The sequence below is a fragment of the Shewanella baltica genome, from assembly GCF_900456975.1.
In the GTDB taxonomy this organism is placed as follows: Bacteria; Pseudomonadota; Gammaproteobacteria; order Enterobacterales; family Shewanellaceae; genus Shewanella; species Shewanella baltica.
On sequence record NZ_UGYM01000002.1, the window covers coordinates 5,224,833 to 5,242,258 of the forward strand.

The following is a 17,426-nucleotide window of genomic DNA, read 5'->3' on the forward strand; positions in this document are numbered from 1 at the left end:
AGTGGCGTTACCTTTATTCTTTATTCGCTTGGCTAGCGAGTTGGCTTAACACTTGATCCTTAGTGAGCCAGAGTTGATTCAGTTGTTCTTGGAAGCCAATTTTAAAATCGCGGTCATTCATATAATCGCCGCGCATCGCAGGATCAATATCAGAAACCTTGATGTGTACTTTAACGCTTGGCAACTTACCTGTCAGGTAGTCCCAATAGCTTGGCACTGAGTCTGGGTAGTAAATGGAGACATCGACTAGCTTGTGGATCTGTTCACCCATGGCCGATAGCGCGAAGGCCATGCCGCCCGCTTTGGGTTTTAACAAATGTTGGAACTGTGAGTTCTGCTTTTGATGTTTAGCCTTGCTGAAGCGCGTGCCTTCGACAAAGTTCATCACACTTACCGGTTTAGCCTTGAACTTAGCACAGGCTTTACGAGTAATTTCAATGTCTTTGCCCTTTAGCTTAGGATTTTTACGCAACTGTGCCGTGCTGTAACGGCGCATAAAAGGAAAATCGAGCGCCCACCAAGCTAAGCCTAAAATCGGCACAAAAATCAGTTCTTGCTTGAGGAAAAACTTCAAGAAAGGGATTTTTCGGTTAAAAACCCGCTGCAGGATCAGGATATCCACCCAAGACTGGTGATTGGCAATCACCATATACCACTCTTTAGTGGAAAAGTCGGTGTCACCACTCAGTTCTATCTTAACCGGATGCAAGCAGCGCTCAATCACACCATTGACGCTGATCCAAGCGCTGGCACAAAAGTCGAGCACATGGCTAGTTGCAGTCCTTAATGGACTGATAGGTATCAGTTTTATAAAACTGATCAACACGATTGGGATAGTCCAAAAGACGGTATTTATAACGTAGCCTAAAAATGCGATACAGCCTTTTATCTGTGAAAACAGCGTTCCCATCCGAGCCCCCTGACAAAAATTGGAGGCCTATGTTACTCGGTGTCGGCGTTTGGCTCAATCTTAGGCACTGCTGGTCGGTGCATTTGTTAACATTTGTTCCCGCGAAAACTCAATATTGCTGGGATAAGCGGGCGAGTAATCTATCCATAGCGCGATAACCCAGTGCTTGGGCAATATGGCGGCGTTCTGTGTTAGGCACTTGTTCCAGATCGGCAATCGTGCGCGCGACTCTTTGTATACGATGAAAGCTGCGAACCGAGAGGCCAAGCTTTACCACGCTTTGTTCCAAAAACACTAAATCAGCGTCACTGATCCCGCTAAAGCGTTTCAATTGTTTCCCTGTGAGTTCGCTATTGAGCACGCCAGCGCGGCCGAGTTGCAGCTCACGCGCTCGTTTCACTCGCTTGGCGATATCTTGGCTGGTTTCTGTTTGCGGCGCGGTTTGAGTCAAGGTGCCGGCGGGGAGTTTGGGCACTTCAATGGTTAAATCGAAACGGTCGAGAAATGGGCCCGAAAGCCGTGAAAGATAACGTTGAATCTGTTCGGGGCTCGATCTGTGTTGGCTATCAATATCACCGCTCGGGCTGGGATTCATCGCCGCAATTAGTTGGAAGCGACTCAAAAATGTCAGCTTAGCGGCTGCGCGGGAAATCACCACTTCGCCGGTTTCCATCGGCTCGCGCAGGCAATCTAAGACTTTACGCGGAAATTCAGCCACTTCATCTAAAAACAGCACGCCACGGTGGGCGAGGGAAATTTCACCGGGTTTTGGGATACTGCCGCCACCCACGAGGGATATCGATGAACTTGTGTGGTGTGGCGAGCGAAAGGGTCGCTGCAAAAAATGCTGCGGCTTAATGTCGAGTCCGGCAACGGAATGAATCGCTGCCACTTCTAAAGCTTCCTCATAATTAAGCGCGGGCAAAAGCGCCATCATTCGGCTGGCAAGCATGGTTTTGCCCGTACCTGGCGGGCCAAGCATCAGGAGGTTATGGTTTCCCGCCGCGGCAATTTCGAGTGCTTGCTTGGCCTGATATTGGCCAATCACATCGCTCAGGCAAGTATGGGACTCAGGCGTCTCTTGGCTTATCCATTCTAATTGCGGCGCCAGCGTCGGTAGTTGGTTTTGCCCCTGTAAATAAGCGGCTAAGCTCTGAAGGTGCGAGCCAAACAACACATTAGGATAGCCGACTAGCTCGGCATCGTGGCGATTATCCAGCGGCAATATCAAGGTATGGTCTTGGCGCTTAGCGGCGATAATCGCCGGTAATAATCCTTGGCAATAACGTATGTGCCCAGACAGTGCCAGCTCACCGACAAACTCAAGATTTTTTAAGCTATTAGCTGGGATTTGTTCCGAGGCGGCTAGTATGCCCACGGCTATGGGTAAATCGTAGCGACCACCTTGTTTAGGTAAATCTGCTGGCGCGAGGTTAACGGTTATCCGCCGCATCGGAAACTCGAATCCTGCATTGATCAGTGCGCTGCGCACCCGCTCGCGGGCTTCTTTCACCGACGCTTCGGGTAATCCCACTAGATTAAATGCCGGTAAGCCGTTACTGAGATGCACTTCAACTGTGACTTGGGGAGCTTCGACCCCACAACTGGCTCGGGTATTGACGCAGGCAATCGCCATAAACAAATCCTTTTGTGGTCATTTCGCGCAGAATTTGAGTGTAGCAGTAATTGGGATTATGGCTTCGCCATCTATGGGGATTGCCGTTTGGTTATACGCGAAACGGCGCGGTACTTTGAAGTACGTTTTACGTTCAGGTTTAGTTTTTGATTAGAGTCAAAGTCGTGGGTTGAATACCCACGACCTTGATTCACCTCGGCCGTTAGGCCGCATTAACGCCTAGAGTGAACTCGTATACCTTGTGACTTTTAATGACGAACCAACAACTTCCCCTTTTAAAACGTTTAAGTCCCTGTCATTTTCTACGTGGTTAGGCCGTAAGACTGACCCATAAGATAGTCTGCAATGACTCATAAATATTCTGCTACGGATCCACGCGATTTCCTTATACAGACTGGGTGTCTGAATAAATAGTCAGCATATAAAGTATACTTTGTATCATTTTGTGGTTTAATCGAAACATCTGCTGCTGGTTTTAGCAACATTTTGGGCGGCGATGCGGTAACAAGGTTGTGAATCGATAATAATAAAGTGACCTCTTGTGAAGGATGACATTTGAGGGAACATGGTCGAGGAGAACTCGCCTATGCGTTCGTGGATGTTAGCGTGTGTGTTTATCTGTACTGCGGGTTTTGGTGGGGCGGCTTGGGCAAAACTCGATGTTGTATTTTTTAATCCGGGGGCTGTCGATGACAGTTTTTGGGGGGACGTCGACCAATTGATGTTGGAGGCATCGACGACACTCAATATTAAGCTCGAAATCATTCATTCCGATCGCAATCATTTCAAGATGATCACCCAACTCGATGAGTTGTTAGCTTCCGCAAAGGTACTGCCCAATTACGTTATTCTGGTTAATGAAAAACAATCCGCGATAAAAATGCTGCAAGCGCTTTCCCCCTTTCCTATCTACGTGCAATTGATTTTAAATGATATTTCCATCGGTGAGCGTGATGCGCTACTGCAAGATCCCCATTGGCAAGAATATCTGTTACCCGCCATTATTCCCGATAATTACGCCATTGGTTCGGCGACCGCTAAGGGCTTAATGGACGACTTAGAGGGAAAGCCAGCTAAAATTCTGTTGATTTCTGGCGATAAATCGACGCCTGCTTCAGTGCTACGTACCCAAGGTGCCAGTGATTATTTCTTTATGCAGGCCAATGCCACTCTGACTCAAACGGTTTATGGCCAGTGGAGCGACGCTGTGGCTTATGGTCAAGCGTTAACCCTACTGAATCGTTATCCCGATCTGAATGTTATTTGGACCGCCAGTGATCGTATGGCGATTGGAGTGCTTAAAGCATTGAAGGAAAAAGGCTTAGTCTCGGGTAGGGATGTATTTGTCAGTACGATCAATACGTCCCCCGAGATTTTACAGCTTTGTCGCCAACACTCGGTGAGCATTATTGGTGGCGGGCACTTTATGGCTGGCGCGTTAGCTTTGGTCGAGTTGAAATATTATCAGCAGCATAAGCACTATATTCCCTATGACAATGTCACCTTGTTCGGCGTTTTACTGCCTGATTCGGCATTTTATCAAATGTTAGTTGCTCGGGATTGGCCACAGATTTTCCAGTCTCAGATTTTGAATAAGTTGCCCTTCAAGGCGTAATAACGGGTGTACATGAAGCATCGAAATCATTCTATTAGTCATAAGATGACGCTGACCATTATCGGGGTGAGCTCATTTTTTGCTGTGTTAACTATGCTGGTGCAGTTGATTTGGAACTATCAGGATAGTATCGACAATGCCACGTCGGATATCCGCGAATATTCAGAATCTATTCTGCCGAGCGTGGCGAAGTCGCTGTGGGACGTCGACCGCAGCCTGCTATCTGATTTGCTCTCTGGTTTAGGAATGATGCCGTTAGTGTCGAGCGTGCATTTAGACAGTATCGACGGCGTCACTATGCAGCTGGGTAAACCGCTGTTAACCGACGACGAGTCGCAAACCCTGTTTCATTATCCTGTGACTTATCAAGATCAGCTGATCGCAACCTTAACCGTAGGCTTAGACACCAACCAGCTTTACTACGAGCTGTGGCGACAGTTGATTTTTATTGTGCTCGGCAATGGCTTAAAGACCCTACTGATGATCTATTTGATCTTGACCTTAGTGCGACTCATGGTGACGGATAGATTGTCAGCATTGGAAGACTTTACTAATAAAATCAATCTAAAATCCCTAAAGAAGTTATCTGTGCCCGAGACGATGACCGCCAGTCCTGATGAGATTGCCCATGTGGCATTGTCGCTTAAGGCCATGTATCAAAGGATACGCAACGACCTCGCTATCAATAAACGCCATCAACGTGCGTTACAGCAACAGCAGCATTTATTGTCGGACTTAGTGAAAGAGCGGACCAAAGAACTGGATTGGCAGTCGCAGTCGAATCAATTACTGGCAGAGATTTCGTTGCAATTTTTAAGCATAGACACCTGCAATGTGGATAAAACCTTAACTGAGGTGTGCCACAAAATCGGTCAGTTGTTTGATGTTGAACGAGTGAGTATTCTCGAATTTAATCAACAGCATGCCTATTACCGCAGCTTTTGGACCAGCGAGTTACATGCTAACAAGGTCCAAGGGATTTCGGTGGACAACATTACTCAGCTTGCTAAAAAATTCGAAACTGAATCGACCTTAGTGATTGAGGATCTTGAGGCGTTAAAGGCATTGTCACCGCAGGAATATGAAGTGATGAAATCCGTGGGCATTTGCTCTATTGCTGCCTTTGCGATTAAAAATGCCGGAGAGTTATTGGGATTACTCTCGCTGTCGACGGTGTCGCGGCCCTTGAATTGGAACGCCCAGAAAAAGAATATGCTGACTCAGTTTGCCTCCGCATTGAACGAGTTACTGCTGCGCGAGCAAAAAGAGCAGCAGATGATAGTGCTGCAACAAGCGCTGGTTTCTGCCAATACTCAATTGAAAGAAATGGCCGAAACCGATGAGTTAACGGGTTTAGCCAATAGACGCCCCTTCACCGAAAGATTAGAAACCGTACTACAGGCGGATACTCCTGCGGGACTGTTTATGTTGGACGTCGATTATTTCAAATCCTACAACGACACTTACGGTCATCTCGAAGGCGATGTAGTGCTTAAGCGTGTGGCAGATGCCTTAGCGCAGTGCGATATCCTGCCGCACAATGCTTTGTTGGCGCGCATCGGTGGCGAAGAGTTTGCCTTAGTTGTTGAGCATGTCACGCCTGCACAGTTAACGGCCATTGCCACGCAGCTGTGTTATCTCGTCGAGCAACTCAATATACCCCATCAAGCATCGCCGTTGGCTGTGGTGACCATCAGTATTGGCAGCGTGTTTTTACCATTAGATAAGGTCTCGGGGCTTAAGATGGCCGACGTGTTACGCCGCGCCGATGTTTGCCTCTATCGCGCTAAGGATAAAGGTCGCAATAGAGTTGAGGTTGAAGTGATTTAATGGCTAGGGTCGAGGCAGGCTTGTGCCTATCGTAGTCTTTCGCGGTTGGGCACAAGCTGAGTTTTGCTCCATCAATAGCTTATCTCTGCGCTTTGTGATTGATTATCAAGCAGTCAAACTGCCCTGTATCCATGCCTAAGTTTATACCTAAGTTATGCCTAATTCATCACCATTAAGCCATTACCACTCAGCCATCTCTACTCAGTTATCCTCTCTCGCTTATATATAAATCCGGTAACATTTAGGCCCTGTCAGCTGAGTTTCGTTATGTCACAGACAGCCTCTAATCGTGCTAACTAACTGATAACATTTATATGAAACTGTGCTGTAGATCCGCCGTTAAGATAAAAATTATCTCAAGGTGAGGTAATATTAGGCGGCAGATGAGATATAATCTGTCGCCCATAGTCGATTTAGTGATGCACTCTGAGTGACATCCATGCTGCCATTCTGGACGTATTTCTCGTAACGCAACTAAGCGAAAGCCACGACTGCCTAGTCAATTCCATTGGCTTAAATGTACGTTCTAGCAGCTCAATATCAAAGCCGCCGCACTTAGTTATCTTAATGATGTCGAGTCGAATAAAATAATTAAATGCTGGATATTCAGTCTCTTCGACACAAAACGTCACTTAAATGATGCAAGCGCATTTGCGCTATTCGCTGGCTGCGAGAGTCGAGTCACGCCTAAGCCGTGAATTTGCAGATATACTGAGAACAGCCTAAAGCGAGCAATTTAAGCGCTTTTTTATCTTAGGGTAGCAAGTGGCTGGCGCAGCCGCGTGAACGGTTTTTAGACCAAGCAAGACAAAGCAAACTGCGCCCAAATAAAATGAATTCAGCTGACACGCGAGCAATAAAGCGCGGGTTGGTCCTAGTTAGTCCAGTGTTAAATGAAAGGTGTTACATGAGTCTCTTTGATAACGTGATGATTATATTGTGCCTAATCGGCGCGAGTTGTTTCTTCTCTATGTCAGAAATTGCACTTGCCGCTTCACGTAAAATCCGTTTACGTCAGTTGGCCGATGAGGGCGATGCCCGTGCAGAAAAAGTGCTGCAGTTACAAGCCGTTCCCGGCAGTTTTTTTACTGTAGTACAAATCGGTCTTAATGCCGTTGCCATCATGGGCGGTATCGTCGGTGAGTCGGCATTTCGGCCTTATTTCTATGAATTACTGTCGCCTTTGCTGACCGATCCTTGGTTGAGCCAAATGAGCTTTGTTTTATCCTTTATTGTCGTCACCAGTGCCTTTATTCTGGTGGCCGATTTGATGCCAAAACGCATTGCCATGGCGATGCCTGAGCCCGTCGCTTTGGCCGTTGTTGGGCCTATGTCTTTCTGTATCGTGCTACTGCGTCCATTAGTGTGGTTTTTCAATGGTATGGCGAGCGGCATCTTTAAACTGCTGCAAATCCCAACCGTGCGTAACGATGCCATCACCTCTGACGACATTTATGCCGTGATGAATGCGGGCGCCGAAGCAGGGGTGTTAGATCGCGGTGATCAACAGATGATGGAAAATGTGTTTGAAATGCAAACCGTTTCTGTGACTTCTGCCATGACGGCCCGTGAAAGCTTAGTGTACTTTTTACTGCAAGATAGCGAAGAAGATATCAAGCGTAAGATTTCTGAAGATCCCCATACCAAGTTCCTCGTCTGCGATGGTCAGTTAGATATGATCAAAGGTTTTGTGGATGCAAAAGAGCTGCTGATCCGAGTGATTAACGGTGAGAATATTACCTTAAAAGGCAGTAACTTAGTCCACACTTCGCTGATTATTCCTGATACTTTGAGCCTATCTGAGGCAATGGAATACTTTAAGAATAGCCGCGCCGATTTTGCCGTGGTCATGAACGAATATGCGTTAGTGGTCGGGATTGTCACGACCAACGATTTGCAGCGCGCGGTAATGGGTGCTTGGTCATTGCATGAGAGCGAAGAGCAGATCATCGCCCGTGATAGCAACTCTTGGTTAGTCGATGGGGTAACACCTATTACAGACGTAATGCGCGCCTTCGGCATCGAAGAATTCCCGCATAATCAGAACTACGAAACCATTGCCGGTTTTATGATGTATATGCTGCGTAAAATCCCTAAGCGTACCGATTTCGTGAACTATGCGGGCTATAAATTTGAGGTGGTCGATATCGATTCTTACAAGGTCGATCAGCTATTGGTTACGCGCATCGATCCTATCGATAAGCTCAACTCACCGGATGTGTAATCCCGTTATCTGGTGACGATTAAGCTATTCTCGATTAAGTTATTTTCGATTCAGCGACTCTCAATATAAGTGACTCTCTTGGGCTAAGTGTTTGCCTTGGAGAGTCGTTTTACTGTTAGCGCTCCTAGTGCCCCATCAATACCCGCCACGTAAAAACCGTTTTTGTATTCACTCTTGTCGCATAAATTTCTTTTGTATTAACTCGTACCGCTTAAATCACATCCAAAAATGCATTAACGATGGGATCGTCGAGCCGTTTTACTTTGCAGCAGCACCCTAACTCGAACGGTGGAATCGCAACCGGCGACGAGAGCAGTTGAATGCGATCCCGCACTGGGCTGTTATTGATTACCACTTCTGGGCTTATGCTCACGCCGCAGCCTAACGCCACCATAGAGGCGATCGCTTCTTGGCCTGACACTTGGGCGTAAATATTAGGGCTAATGCCCATTTGTTTGAACCAGTTATCGGCGCGGCGACGTCCGGGCCCGTGGTCGGGAATGATAAAGGGCACGCTCGACCAATCGATGGGCGTTTGGGAAATCTGCTGCTGCACCGCGCAACGTATGGTTGGGGCGATAATCGACAGCGGCACATCGTCGATTTTGGCAAAGTGTAAGCTGCTGGGAAACGGATCGGGCAGGGCGGCGATGGCGATATCGGCGCGATTCTGTTGCACTTCGGCCAGCGCGTTCGCCGCATCTCCCGTGGTTAAGGCGATTTCGACGAAGGGATGTTCTTGGCGGAATAAATCCAATAAACCTGGTAAATGGCTATAGGCGGCGGTGACCGAGCAATACAGATTCAATCGACCGCGCAGTACGTCCTGCTTGAGATCGATACTGTGCTTGAGTGTGCTCCAATGGTTCAAGGTCTGCTCGGCGAACCGCTTAAACTCGTGTCCCGCGTGGGTTAAGGTCACGCTGCGATTATCCCGCTCTAACAGCTTAGCATTCACTTCTTCTTCTAATCTTTGCAGGGCTCGGCTTAAGGTCGATGGGCTCACATGCATCTGTTCCGCTGTCTTGGCGAAGTGCAAACTGTCACATAAGTGCAGGTACAATTTGAGGGTACGAATATCCATGATCTTATCCTGTTTAGTCTGAGCTTGAGCCTTGGCTTGAGTGACGGCGTGATTGGGTGCCGCATATTGGCGCCGATGTTACTGCTCATGATTACAGTTGACGTTGCGCAGAATGCAATATGAAGTTTCGAATATATCATTTTAAGCAATGATAAGCATGGGTTATAGTGATTTCAATCACAACCAAGCCGTAACATTATGTTAGTTTGGTTGCGTCCAAAATTTCTGACTTATAGGTGGTATATCAGATGGCTAACTATTTTAACTCTCTGAATTTACGTCAACAATTAGCACAGCTTGGCCAATGTCGTTTCATGGACCGTTCTGAGTTTAGCGACGGCTGTAACTATATCAAAGATTGGAATATTGTTATTTTAGGTTGTGGTGCTCAAGGTCTTAACCAAGGCTTGAACATGCGTGATTCGGGTCTGAATATCTCTTTTGCCCTGCGTCCTGAAGCGATTGAACAGAAACGTGCCTCATGGCAAAAAGCGACTGACAACGGTTTCCGTGTCGGTACCTTTGAAGAATTAATACCCGCGGCGGATCTGGTACTTAACCTGACGCCGGACAAACAGCATTCCAACGTGGTTAACGCGGTTATGCCACTGATGAAGCAAGGTTCTACCTTGTCTTACTCACACGGCTTCAACATCGTTGAAGAGGGCATGCAAGTTCGTCCCGATATCACTGTGGTGATGGTTGCGCCTAAGTGCCCGGGCACTGAAGTGCGTGAAGAATACAAACGTGGTTTTGGTGTGCCAACCCTTATTGCGGTACACCCAGAAAACGATCCAGACGGTGACGGCTTAGAGATTGCTAAAGCCTACGCTAGCGCAACGGGTGGAGACAGAGCCGGTGTTTTACTGTCGTCTTTTATCGCCGAAGTGAAGTCAGATCTAATGGGCGAGCAGACCATTCTGTGCGGTATGTTGCAGACGGGTGCCATCTTAGGTTACGAGAAAATGATCGCCGATGGTGTTGAACCAGGCTACGCGGCCAAGCTTATCCAGCAAGGTTGGGAAACGGTCACTGAAGCGTTGAAACACGGCGGCATCACTAACATGATGGACCGTTTGTCTAATCCAGCCAAGATTAAAGCATTTGAAATTGCAGAAGATTTAAAAGAAATCCTCCAGCCATTATTTGAAAAGCACATGGATGACATCATCAGCGGCGAATTTTCTCGCACTATGATGGAAGACTGGGCGAACGAAGATGCGAACTTACTGCGTTGGAGAGCGGAAACTGGCGAAACAGGTTTCGAAAATGCACCCGTATCGAGCGAGCATATCGACGAACAAACCTATTTCGACAAAGGTATTTTCCTTGTCGCTATGATCAAAGCGGGTGTGGAACTGGCGTTCGATACCATGGTGTCTGCGGGTATCGTGGAAGAGTCGGCTTATTACGAGTCACTGCATGAAACTCCACTTATCGCCAACACTATTGCCCGTAAGCGTTTGTATGAGATGAACGTGGTGATTTCAGACACGGCCGAATACGGTTGCTACCTGTTCAATCACGCCGCCGTACCTATGCTGCGCGACTACGTTAATGCCATGTCATCTGAGTATTTAGGTGCTGGCCTGAAAGACAGCGCAACCGGTGTCGACAACCTAACGCTCATCGCAGTTAACGAAGCGATTCGTGAAACGGCTGTGGAATATGTTGGCGCTGAACTTCGCGGTTACATGACTGATATGAAGAGCATTGTTGAGGCTTAATTGATAGTTAATTAAGCCCAACATTGGGGGAGAGGGTTGAGACTCAAAGGACTTGGGTCTCAGCTCAGTTCCCAAGCAACCTCAGATACTGAAACGCGCATCTTGAGCTTGCTTAGTGATGAATCAGCTTAGTGATGAATCTGCTTAGTGAGAAACAAATTTTTTCCTGTTCAGTGGGCTGTCGAGCGGGCAAAAACGACATAGTTAGTGAGTTAATAGTTAGTGAGTGAATCTTCAGTGAGCGTTCGCGAGTTAATGCGCGTTCAGTGAATGAATCCTGCGGTAGGTGAATCGCGCCGACTGAGGATCAACAGTTAACGTTTTACTTTGTTGTTTTGCATTGTCTCGGCAGGGAAGCTGAATTTTTTTTGACAAAAGATATTTTTTATTGTGTTTGGCTGTCGCTTTATGGTAAAGCTAATAGCTCGCGGTAGGGCAAAGTCCAAAGCGAAACTAACTTTCATGCAATATCCCAATTTTAGAAACACCGATTAGGAATCCATATTGATGTTTAACCAAGCTGCCAAGCTCATTCTCGTGATTATTACCGTCGTGATTATTAAATCACAGCGGGGGCGGCGCATGGCAAACTGATAGACCTAAAAGGTTAGAAGTTTCGAAAGAACCCCCCGCTCCGAAAGGACCGGGGGGTTCTTCGTTTCAGGGCCTAGAGCAAGGTCCTAAGCTTCGAAAGAGTAAAAAATTAGCGTCGATTTTCGGCAATTCAGGACTAACGTAGCGAGAGAGAATATGGAACCAGGGCAGATGATCAGAGGCGCAGACGCGGTAATCAAAGTGTTAGCAGCACATGGAGTCACCACAGTGTTTGGTTACCCAGGTGGTGCCATTATGCCAATATACGATGCCCTCTATGGAAGCCCTGTCGAACATCTGCTCAGCCGTCACGAACAAGGCGCCGCCTTTGCCGCCGTAGGATACGCAAGAGCCAGCGGTAAAACTGGCGTGTGCTTTGCGACTTCAGGCCCAGGCGCGACTAACCTGATCACTTCCTTAGCCGATGCCCTGTTAGATTCTGTGCCTATGGTGGCCATCACAGGCCAAGTCTCTACCGCCGTAATCGGCACCGACGCCTTTCAAGAAATCGACGTACTGGGCATGTCACTGAGCTGCACTAAGCACAGTTTTATGGTGACAGACGTCAACGAACTGATCCCAACCTTGTATCAAGCTTTTGAGATCGCCGCATCCGGTCGCCCTGGCCCTGTGCTGGTCGATATCCCGAAGGATATCCAAATCGCCCAATTGGAATATCGCACCCCTTTGCTGGCCGTGATGAACGAACCCCAAGCCGAGATGAGTGATATCGACGCCGCCCGTGCGCTGTTGGCAGAGGCTAAACAGCCTATGTTGTATGTCGGCGGCGGTGTAGGCATGGCGGGCGCGGTCGATCAACTGCGTGAGTTTATCAAAGTGACGGGCATACCTTCGGTCGCGACCTTGAAAGGGCTGGGCAGTATCGCCCACGGCACGCCCGGTTACTTAGGCATGTTAGGCATGCATGGCGGCAAGGCCGCTAACTTAGCGGTACAGGATTGCGATTTGCTGATCGTGGTGGGTGCTCGTTTCGACGACAGGGTAACAGGCCGTTTAGCGAGCTTTGCCGACAAGGCCAAAGTGATCCATTTAGATATCGACGCCGCCGAACTGGGCAAATTGCGTATGCCTGAGGTGGCAATCGCCGGCGACTTACGCCAAATCTTACCTGCCTTAGCCATGTCGATGAACATCACCCCTTGGCAGGCCGAGGTGGAGCATTTATCCCGTAAGCACCAATGGGATTATCAACACCCCGGCAGTTTGATCTACGCCCCAGCGTTGCTGCGCCGTTTAGCCAATAAGTTACCCGAAGACAGCGTAGTGTGCTGCGATGTGGGTCAGCACCAAATGTGGGTGGCCCAGCATATGTGGTTCCGCCGCCCAGAAGATCATCTGTCCAGCGCGGGCTTAGGCACTATGGGCTTTGGCTTACCCGCCGCGATTGGTGCGCAAGTGGCCCGTCCCGATGCCACTGTGGTGACAGTATCTGGCGATGGTTCTTTTATGATGAATGTGCAGGAACTGACCACCATCAAACGCCGCAAGCTGCCAGTGAAAATCGTGCTGGTTGATAACCAAAAGCTTGGCATGGTGAAACAGTGGCAACAGCTATTCTTTGAAGAACGCTACAGCGAAACGGATTTATCCGATAACCCAGATTTTGTTTTATTGGCCTCCGCCTTTGATATCCCCGGCCGCACGATTTTCTCTTCCGACGAAGTGGAAGAAGCCTTAACAGAAATGTTAGCGGCTAAGGGCCCGTATTTATTACACGTTGCAATCGACGATGCTTTTAACGTTTGGCCACTGGTGCCCCCAGGCGCATCAAACAGCGATATGATGGACGAAATGGAGAAACAAACATGATCCACTCTCTGGAATTAACGGTTCAACAACGCCCCGAAGTGCTTGAGCGTGTTTTGCGCGTGACTCGCCACCGTGGCTTTACGATTACCCAAATGCAGATGCGCATGAATGACGATGCGAGTCTATCACTGGATATGGAGGTCGATAGCGAACGTGCCATCGAACTGCTAAGTAATCAGCTGAATAAACTGATTGATGTGACTCAATGTAAGGTATTGTTACCGCTGAGCTTGCAACAAACGGCGAATGCTTAAGGCCTTGCTTGGGTTCATTTTAGTCCCTGATGTTGAGTGACTATGAGTGCCAGATATTGAGACGAATGCGGTAAGTGCAGCATTCGCCATGTGAATTAAGAATACGATTTTCGATTTGAGATAAAGGATACAGTCAATGCCAAAGTTACGATCAGCTACCAGTACCGAAGGCCGCAATATGGCGGGTGCACGTGCGTTATGGCGCGCCACAGGGGTGAAAGACAATGATTTTGGTAAGCCAATTATCGCTATTGCTAACTCCTTTACTCAGTTTGTACCGGGCCACGTGCATTTAAAAGATATGGGTTCACTCGTTGCGAGCGCCATCGAGGAAGCGGGCGGTATCGCCAAAGAATTCAATACCATTGCCGTCGATGACGGTATCGCCATGGGCCACGGCGGCATGCTTTACAGTCTGCCATCGCGTGAGCTTATCGCCGACAGTGTGGAATATATGGTTAACGCCCACTGCGCCGATGCCTTAGTGTGTATCTCCAACTGCGACAAGATCACTCCCGGTATGTTGATGGCGGCGCTGCGCCTTAATATTCCCGTCGTGTTTGTCTCTGGCGGACCGATGGAAGCGGGTAAAACTAAGCTGTCGGATAAACTCATCAAGCTCGACTTAGTCGATGCCATGATTGCGGGCGCCGACTCGAACGTGAGCGATGAAGACAGTGCCAAAATTGAGCGTAGTGCTTGCCCAACCTGTGGCTCTTGCTCTGGCATGTTTACCGCCAACTCAATGAACTGTTTAACCGAAGCTCTAGGATTATCGCTACCGGGTAACGGCTCTATGCTGGCAACCCACGCCGATCGTCGTGAGCTGTTTTTAGAAGCGGGTCGCCGCGTGATGGCGCTGGCAAAACGTTATTATCATCAAGATGATGAATCGGCATTGCCACGCAATATCGCGAACTTTAAAGCCTTCGAAAATGCCATGACCTTAGATATCGCCATGGGCGGCTCATCTAATACCGTTTTGCATTTATTGGCTGCCGCGCAGGAAGCTGATGTTGACTTTACCATGGCGGATATTGACCGTATGTCGCGCCTAGTGCCGCACCTTTGTAAGGTCGCGCCCTCGACGCCTAAATACCATATGGAAGATGTGCACCGCGCGGGTGGTGTGATGGGGATTTTAGGCGAGCTCGACAGAGCCGGATTACTGCATACCGATGTGTTCCATGTGGCGGCTGACAATGATGGTACTTTTGCTGGTGGCGCTGAGGGCGGCGGTACCTTGAAGTCGGTATTGGCGAAATACGATGTGATGCAAACCCAAGATGAAAAAGTAAAACACTTCTTTATGGCGGGGCCTGCGGGGATTCCGACCACTAAAGCCTTTAGCCAAGATTGTCGCTGGCCGTCACTGGATAACGACAGACAAGAAGGTTGTATCCGTAGCCGCGAGTTTGCTTTCAGCCAAGAGGGCGGGCTTGCCGTATTGTCGGGCAACGTGGCCGAGAACGGCTGTATCGTTAAAACGGCGGGCGTGGATGAATCGAATCTGACCTTTGTTGGCTCGGCGCGAGTCTATGAAAGCCAAGATGACGCAGTGGCGGGTATCTTAGGCGGCGAAGTGGTGGCGGGTGATGTGGTTGTTATCCGTTACGAAGGCCCGAAAGGCGGCCCGGGTATGCAAGAAATGTTATACCCAACCAGTTACTTAAAATCACGTGGCTTAGGCAAAGCCTGTGCGCTGATCACCGACGGTCGTTTCTCCGGCGGCACTTCAGGCTTATCGATTGGCCACGTTTCACCCGAAGCGGCAGCGGGCGGCACAATCGCCTTGATTGAAAATGGCGATCGCATCGAAATTGATATTCCAAAGCGCAGCATCAAGCTGGCAGTAAGCGATGTTGAACTCAATGCTCGCCGCGAAAAAATGCACAGTCTTGGCCCAATGGCGTGGAAACCTATCGGTCGCCAACGTTATGTATCACTCGCGCTTAAGGCCTACGCCATGCTCGCTACCAGTGCCGACAAGGGCGCAGTGCGCGATCGCAGTAAACTGGAGGACTAATATGTTGCCACTTGCATCGCAAGCTCGGACGGATTTAGCACATTTTCAATTGGCACAAAGCTATCTGCAAAAAATCCTGTTGTCATCTGTGTATGACATAGCGAAAGTGACGCCGCTTTCAAGCATGAACAAGTTATCGGCGCGTTTAGGTTGTCAGGTATTTTTGAAGCGCGAAGATATGCAGCCAGTGCACTCCTTCAAGTTACGCGGTGCCTATAACCGTATCGCCCAGCTGACGAAAGAAGAATGTCAGCGCGGCGTGGTGTGCGCTTCGGCAGGCAATCATGCTCAGGGTGTGGCGATGTCGGCGGCGAGTCGCGGCGTGGATGCTGTAATTGTGATGCCTGAGACAACGCCCGATATTAAAGTCGATGCGGTGCGCCGTTTAGGTGGCAACGTGGTATTGCACGGCCAAGCCTTCGATCAAGCCAATGGCTATGCGATGGCGCTGGCCAAGGAAGAGGGCCGAGTTTATATCGCGCCCTTCGACGATGAAGCGGTGATCGCAGGCCAAGGCACTATCGCCCAAGAGATGTTGCAGCAGCAGCGCGATCTCGAAGTGGTATTTGTGCCCGTGGGCGGCGGCGGTTTAATCGCGGGTATTGCTGCCTATTACAAGGCGGTGATGCCGCAGGTGAAAATTGTCGGCGTCGAGCCTGAAGATGCCGCCTGTTTAAAGGCAGCGATGGAAGCGGGCGAGCCTGTGACACTGGCACAAGTCGGTTTATTTGCCGACGGTGTGGCGGTGAAGCGTATTGGCACTGAGCCATTTCGAGTCGCCAAACGGTATGTCGATGAAGTGGTCACTGTGACCTCGGATGAAATCTGCGCTGCGGTGAAAGATATCTTCGAAGATACCCGTGCGATTGCTGAACCCGCTGGGGCTTTGTCCTTGGCTGGGCTTAAAAAATATGTCAGCGCTAATGCGAGTGGCGACAGCGGTAAAGGCGAAAAAGTTGCTGCGATTTTGAGTGGCGCGAATGTGAATTTCCACAGTCTGCGTTATGTGTCGGAACGCTGCGAACTTGGTGAGCAAAAAGAAGCAGTTCTGGCGGTGAAAGTCCCTGAACGTCCGGGAAGTTTCTTAAAATTCTGTGAGTTACTCGATAAGCGGGTGATGACAGAGTTTAACTATCGTTTTAGTAGTCGCGATCTAGCCGTGGTGTTTGCTGGCATTCGCTTAAGCCGAGGCCAAGGCGAGCTTGAACAAATCATCGCTACCTTAGAGGCTAACGATTTTGAAGTGCAGGATTTATCCGGCGATGAAACCGCGAAATTGCATGTGCGCTATATGGTCGGCGGCCATCCACCTGAGCCTTTAGAAGAGCGTTTGTTTAGCTTCGAATTCCCTGAACATCCCGGTGCGCTGCTGAAGTTTTTAACTACCTTGCAGAGCAAATGGAACATTAGTCTGTTCCATTATCGCAACCACGGCGCGGCCTTTGGCCGAGTGCTGGCTGGGTTTGAAGTGCCCGCGAGTGATGCCTTGCCGTTCCAACAGTTTTTAACTGAGTTGGGTTTCGTCTATCAAGAGGAAACCCAAAGTCCTGCCTATCAGCTGTTTTTAAATGCGGGTAACGGCAACAAAGTCTTATAGGGTTTGCGGTGATGCACATAGCTTAGATCGACGCGATGACATGTTAGGCAAAGTTAGGCTAAAGGAGGGGCGCACATGCGCCCTTTTTTGTGGTAGTTT

General features: G+C 48.9%; 11 protein-coding genes. 8 read left to right on the forward strand and 3 right to left on the reverse strand.

Translation table 11 applies throughout. The features are described 5' to 3' along the window. Window positions 1–13: 13 nt before the first annotated feature. Both yihG and DYH48_RS23385 read right to left on the reverse strand, forming a co-directional pair. Window positions 14–910 (reverse strand): 1-acylglycerol-3-phosphate O-acyltransferase, YihG family, encoded by an 897-nt coding sequence (gene yihG / locus DYH48_RS23380; RefSeq protein WP_115336040.1) that lies wholly within the window; start codon window positions 908–910, stop codon window positions 14–16. Window positions 911–1,019: 109 nt separating this feature from the next. Further along, entirely contained in the window at window positions 1,020–2,546 is a 1,527-nt protein-coding gene (locus DYH48_RS23385; protein ID WP_115336041.1) for a YifB family Mg chelatase-like AAA ATPase, read from the reverse strand. 586 nt (window positions 2,547–3,132) lie between these two features. Here DYH48_RS23385 and DYH48_RS23390 point away from each other — a divergent pair. The 3 genes from DYH48_RS23390 to paeA all read left to right on the forward strand — a co-directional run bounded on the left by DYH48_RS23390 (window position 3,133) and on the right by paeA (window position 8,215). Next, window positions 3,133–4,161 (forward strand): ABC transporter substrate-binding protein, encoded by a 1,029-nt coding sequence (locus tag DYH48_RS23390; protein WP_115336042.1) that lies wholly within the window; start codon window positions 3,133–3,135, stop codon window positions 4,159–4,161. Window positions 4,162–4,206: 45 nt separating this feature from the next. Then, window positions 4,207–5,991 (forward strand): sensor domain-containing diguanylate cyclase, encoded by a 1,785-nt coding sequence (locus DYH48_RS23395; RefSeq protein WP_115336184.1) that lies wholly within the window; start codon window positions 4,207–4,209, stop codon window positions 5,989–5,991. A 907-nt stretch (window positions 5,992–6,898) separates the two neighbouring features. Continuing rightward, on the forward strand, window positions 6,899–8,215 hold the full coding sequence (gene paeA / locus DYH48_RS23400; protein ID WP_006084442.1) for a polyamine export protein PaeA: 1,317 nt from the start codon (window positions 6,899–6,901) through the stop codon (window positions 8,213–8,215). A 211-nt stretch (window positions 8,216–8,426) separates the two neighbouring features. On the opposite strand, the gene ilvY is transcribed toward paeA, so the two are convergent. Then, window positions 8,427–9,299: an HTH-type transcriptional activator IlvY gene (gene ilvY / locus DYH48_RS23405; RefSeq protein WP_115336043.1), complete on the reverse strand. Its 873-nt coding sequence runs from the start codon at window positions 9,297–9,299 to the stop codon at window positions 8,427–8,429. Between the two features lie 248 nt (window positions 9,300–9,547). Between ilvY and ilvC the strand changes: the two genes are divergently transcribed. The 5 genes from ilvC (at window position 9,548) to ilvA (ending at window position 17,327) form a co-directional block, all read left to right on the forward strand. Beyond that, window positions 9,548–11,026, forward strand: a complete 1,479-nt coding sequence (ilvC, locus tag DYH48_RS23410; protein ID WP_115336044.1) for a ketol-acid reductoisomerase — start codon at window positions 9,548–9,550, stop codon at window positions 11,024–11,026. A gap of 750 nt (window positions 11,027–11,776) precedes the next feature. Next, window positions 11,777–13,450 carry an acetolactate synthase 2 catalytic subunit gene (ilvG, locus tag DYH48_RS23420; RefSeq protein WP_172481228.1) on the forward strand — a complete coding sequence of 558 codons (1,674 nt, stop codon included), beginning with the start codon at window positions 11,777–11,779 and terminating at the stop codon, window positions 13,448–13,450. Beyond that, entirely contained in the window at window positions 13,447–13,704 is a 258-nt protein-coding gene (gene ilvM, locus DYH48_RS23425; RefSeq protein WP_006083459.1) for an acetolactate synthase 2 small subunit, read from the forward strand. Before ilvG ends, ilvM begins: the two co-directional genes overlap by 4 nt. Window positions 13,705–13,840: 136 nt before the next feature. Continuing rightward, the gene (gene ilvD, locus DYH48_RS23430; RefSeq protein WP_107946308.1) at window positions 13,841–15,730 is read left to right on the forward strand and encodes a dihydroxy-acid dehydratase; all 1,890 of its coding nucleotides are present in this window, start codon (window positions 13,841–13,843) and stop codon (window positions 15,728–15,730) included. Window position 15,731: 1 nt separating this feature from the next. Further along, entirely contained in the window at window positions 15,732–17,327 is a 1,596-nt protein-coding gene (ilvA, locus tag DYH48_RS23435) for a threonine ammonia-lyase, biosynthetic (RefSeq protein WP_115336046.1), read from the forward strand. Window positions 17,328–17,426 lie beyond the last annotated feature (99 nt).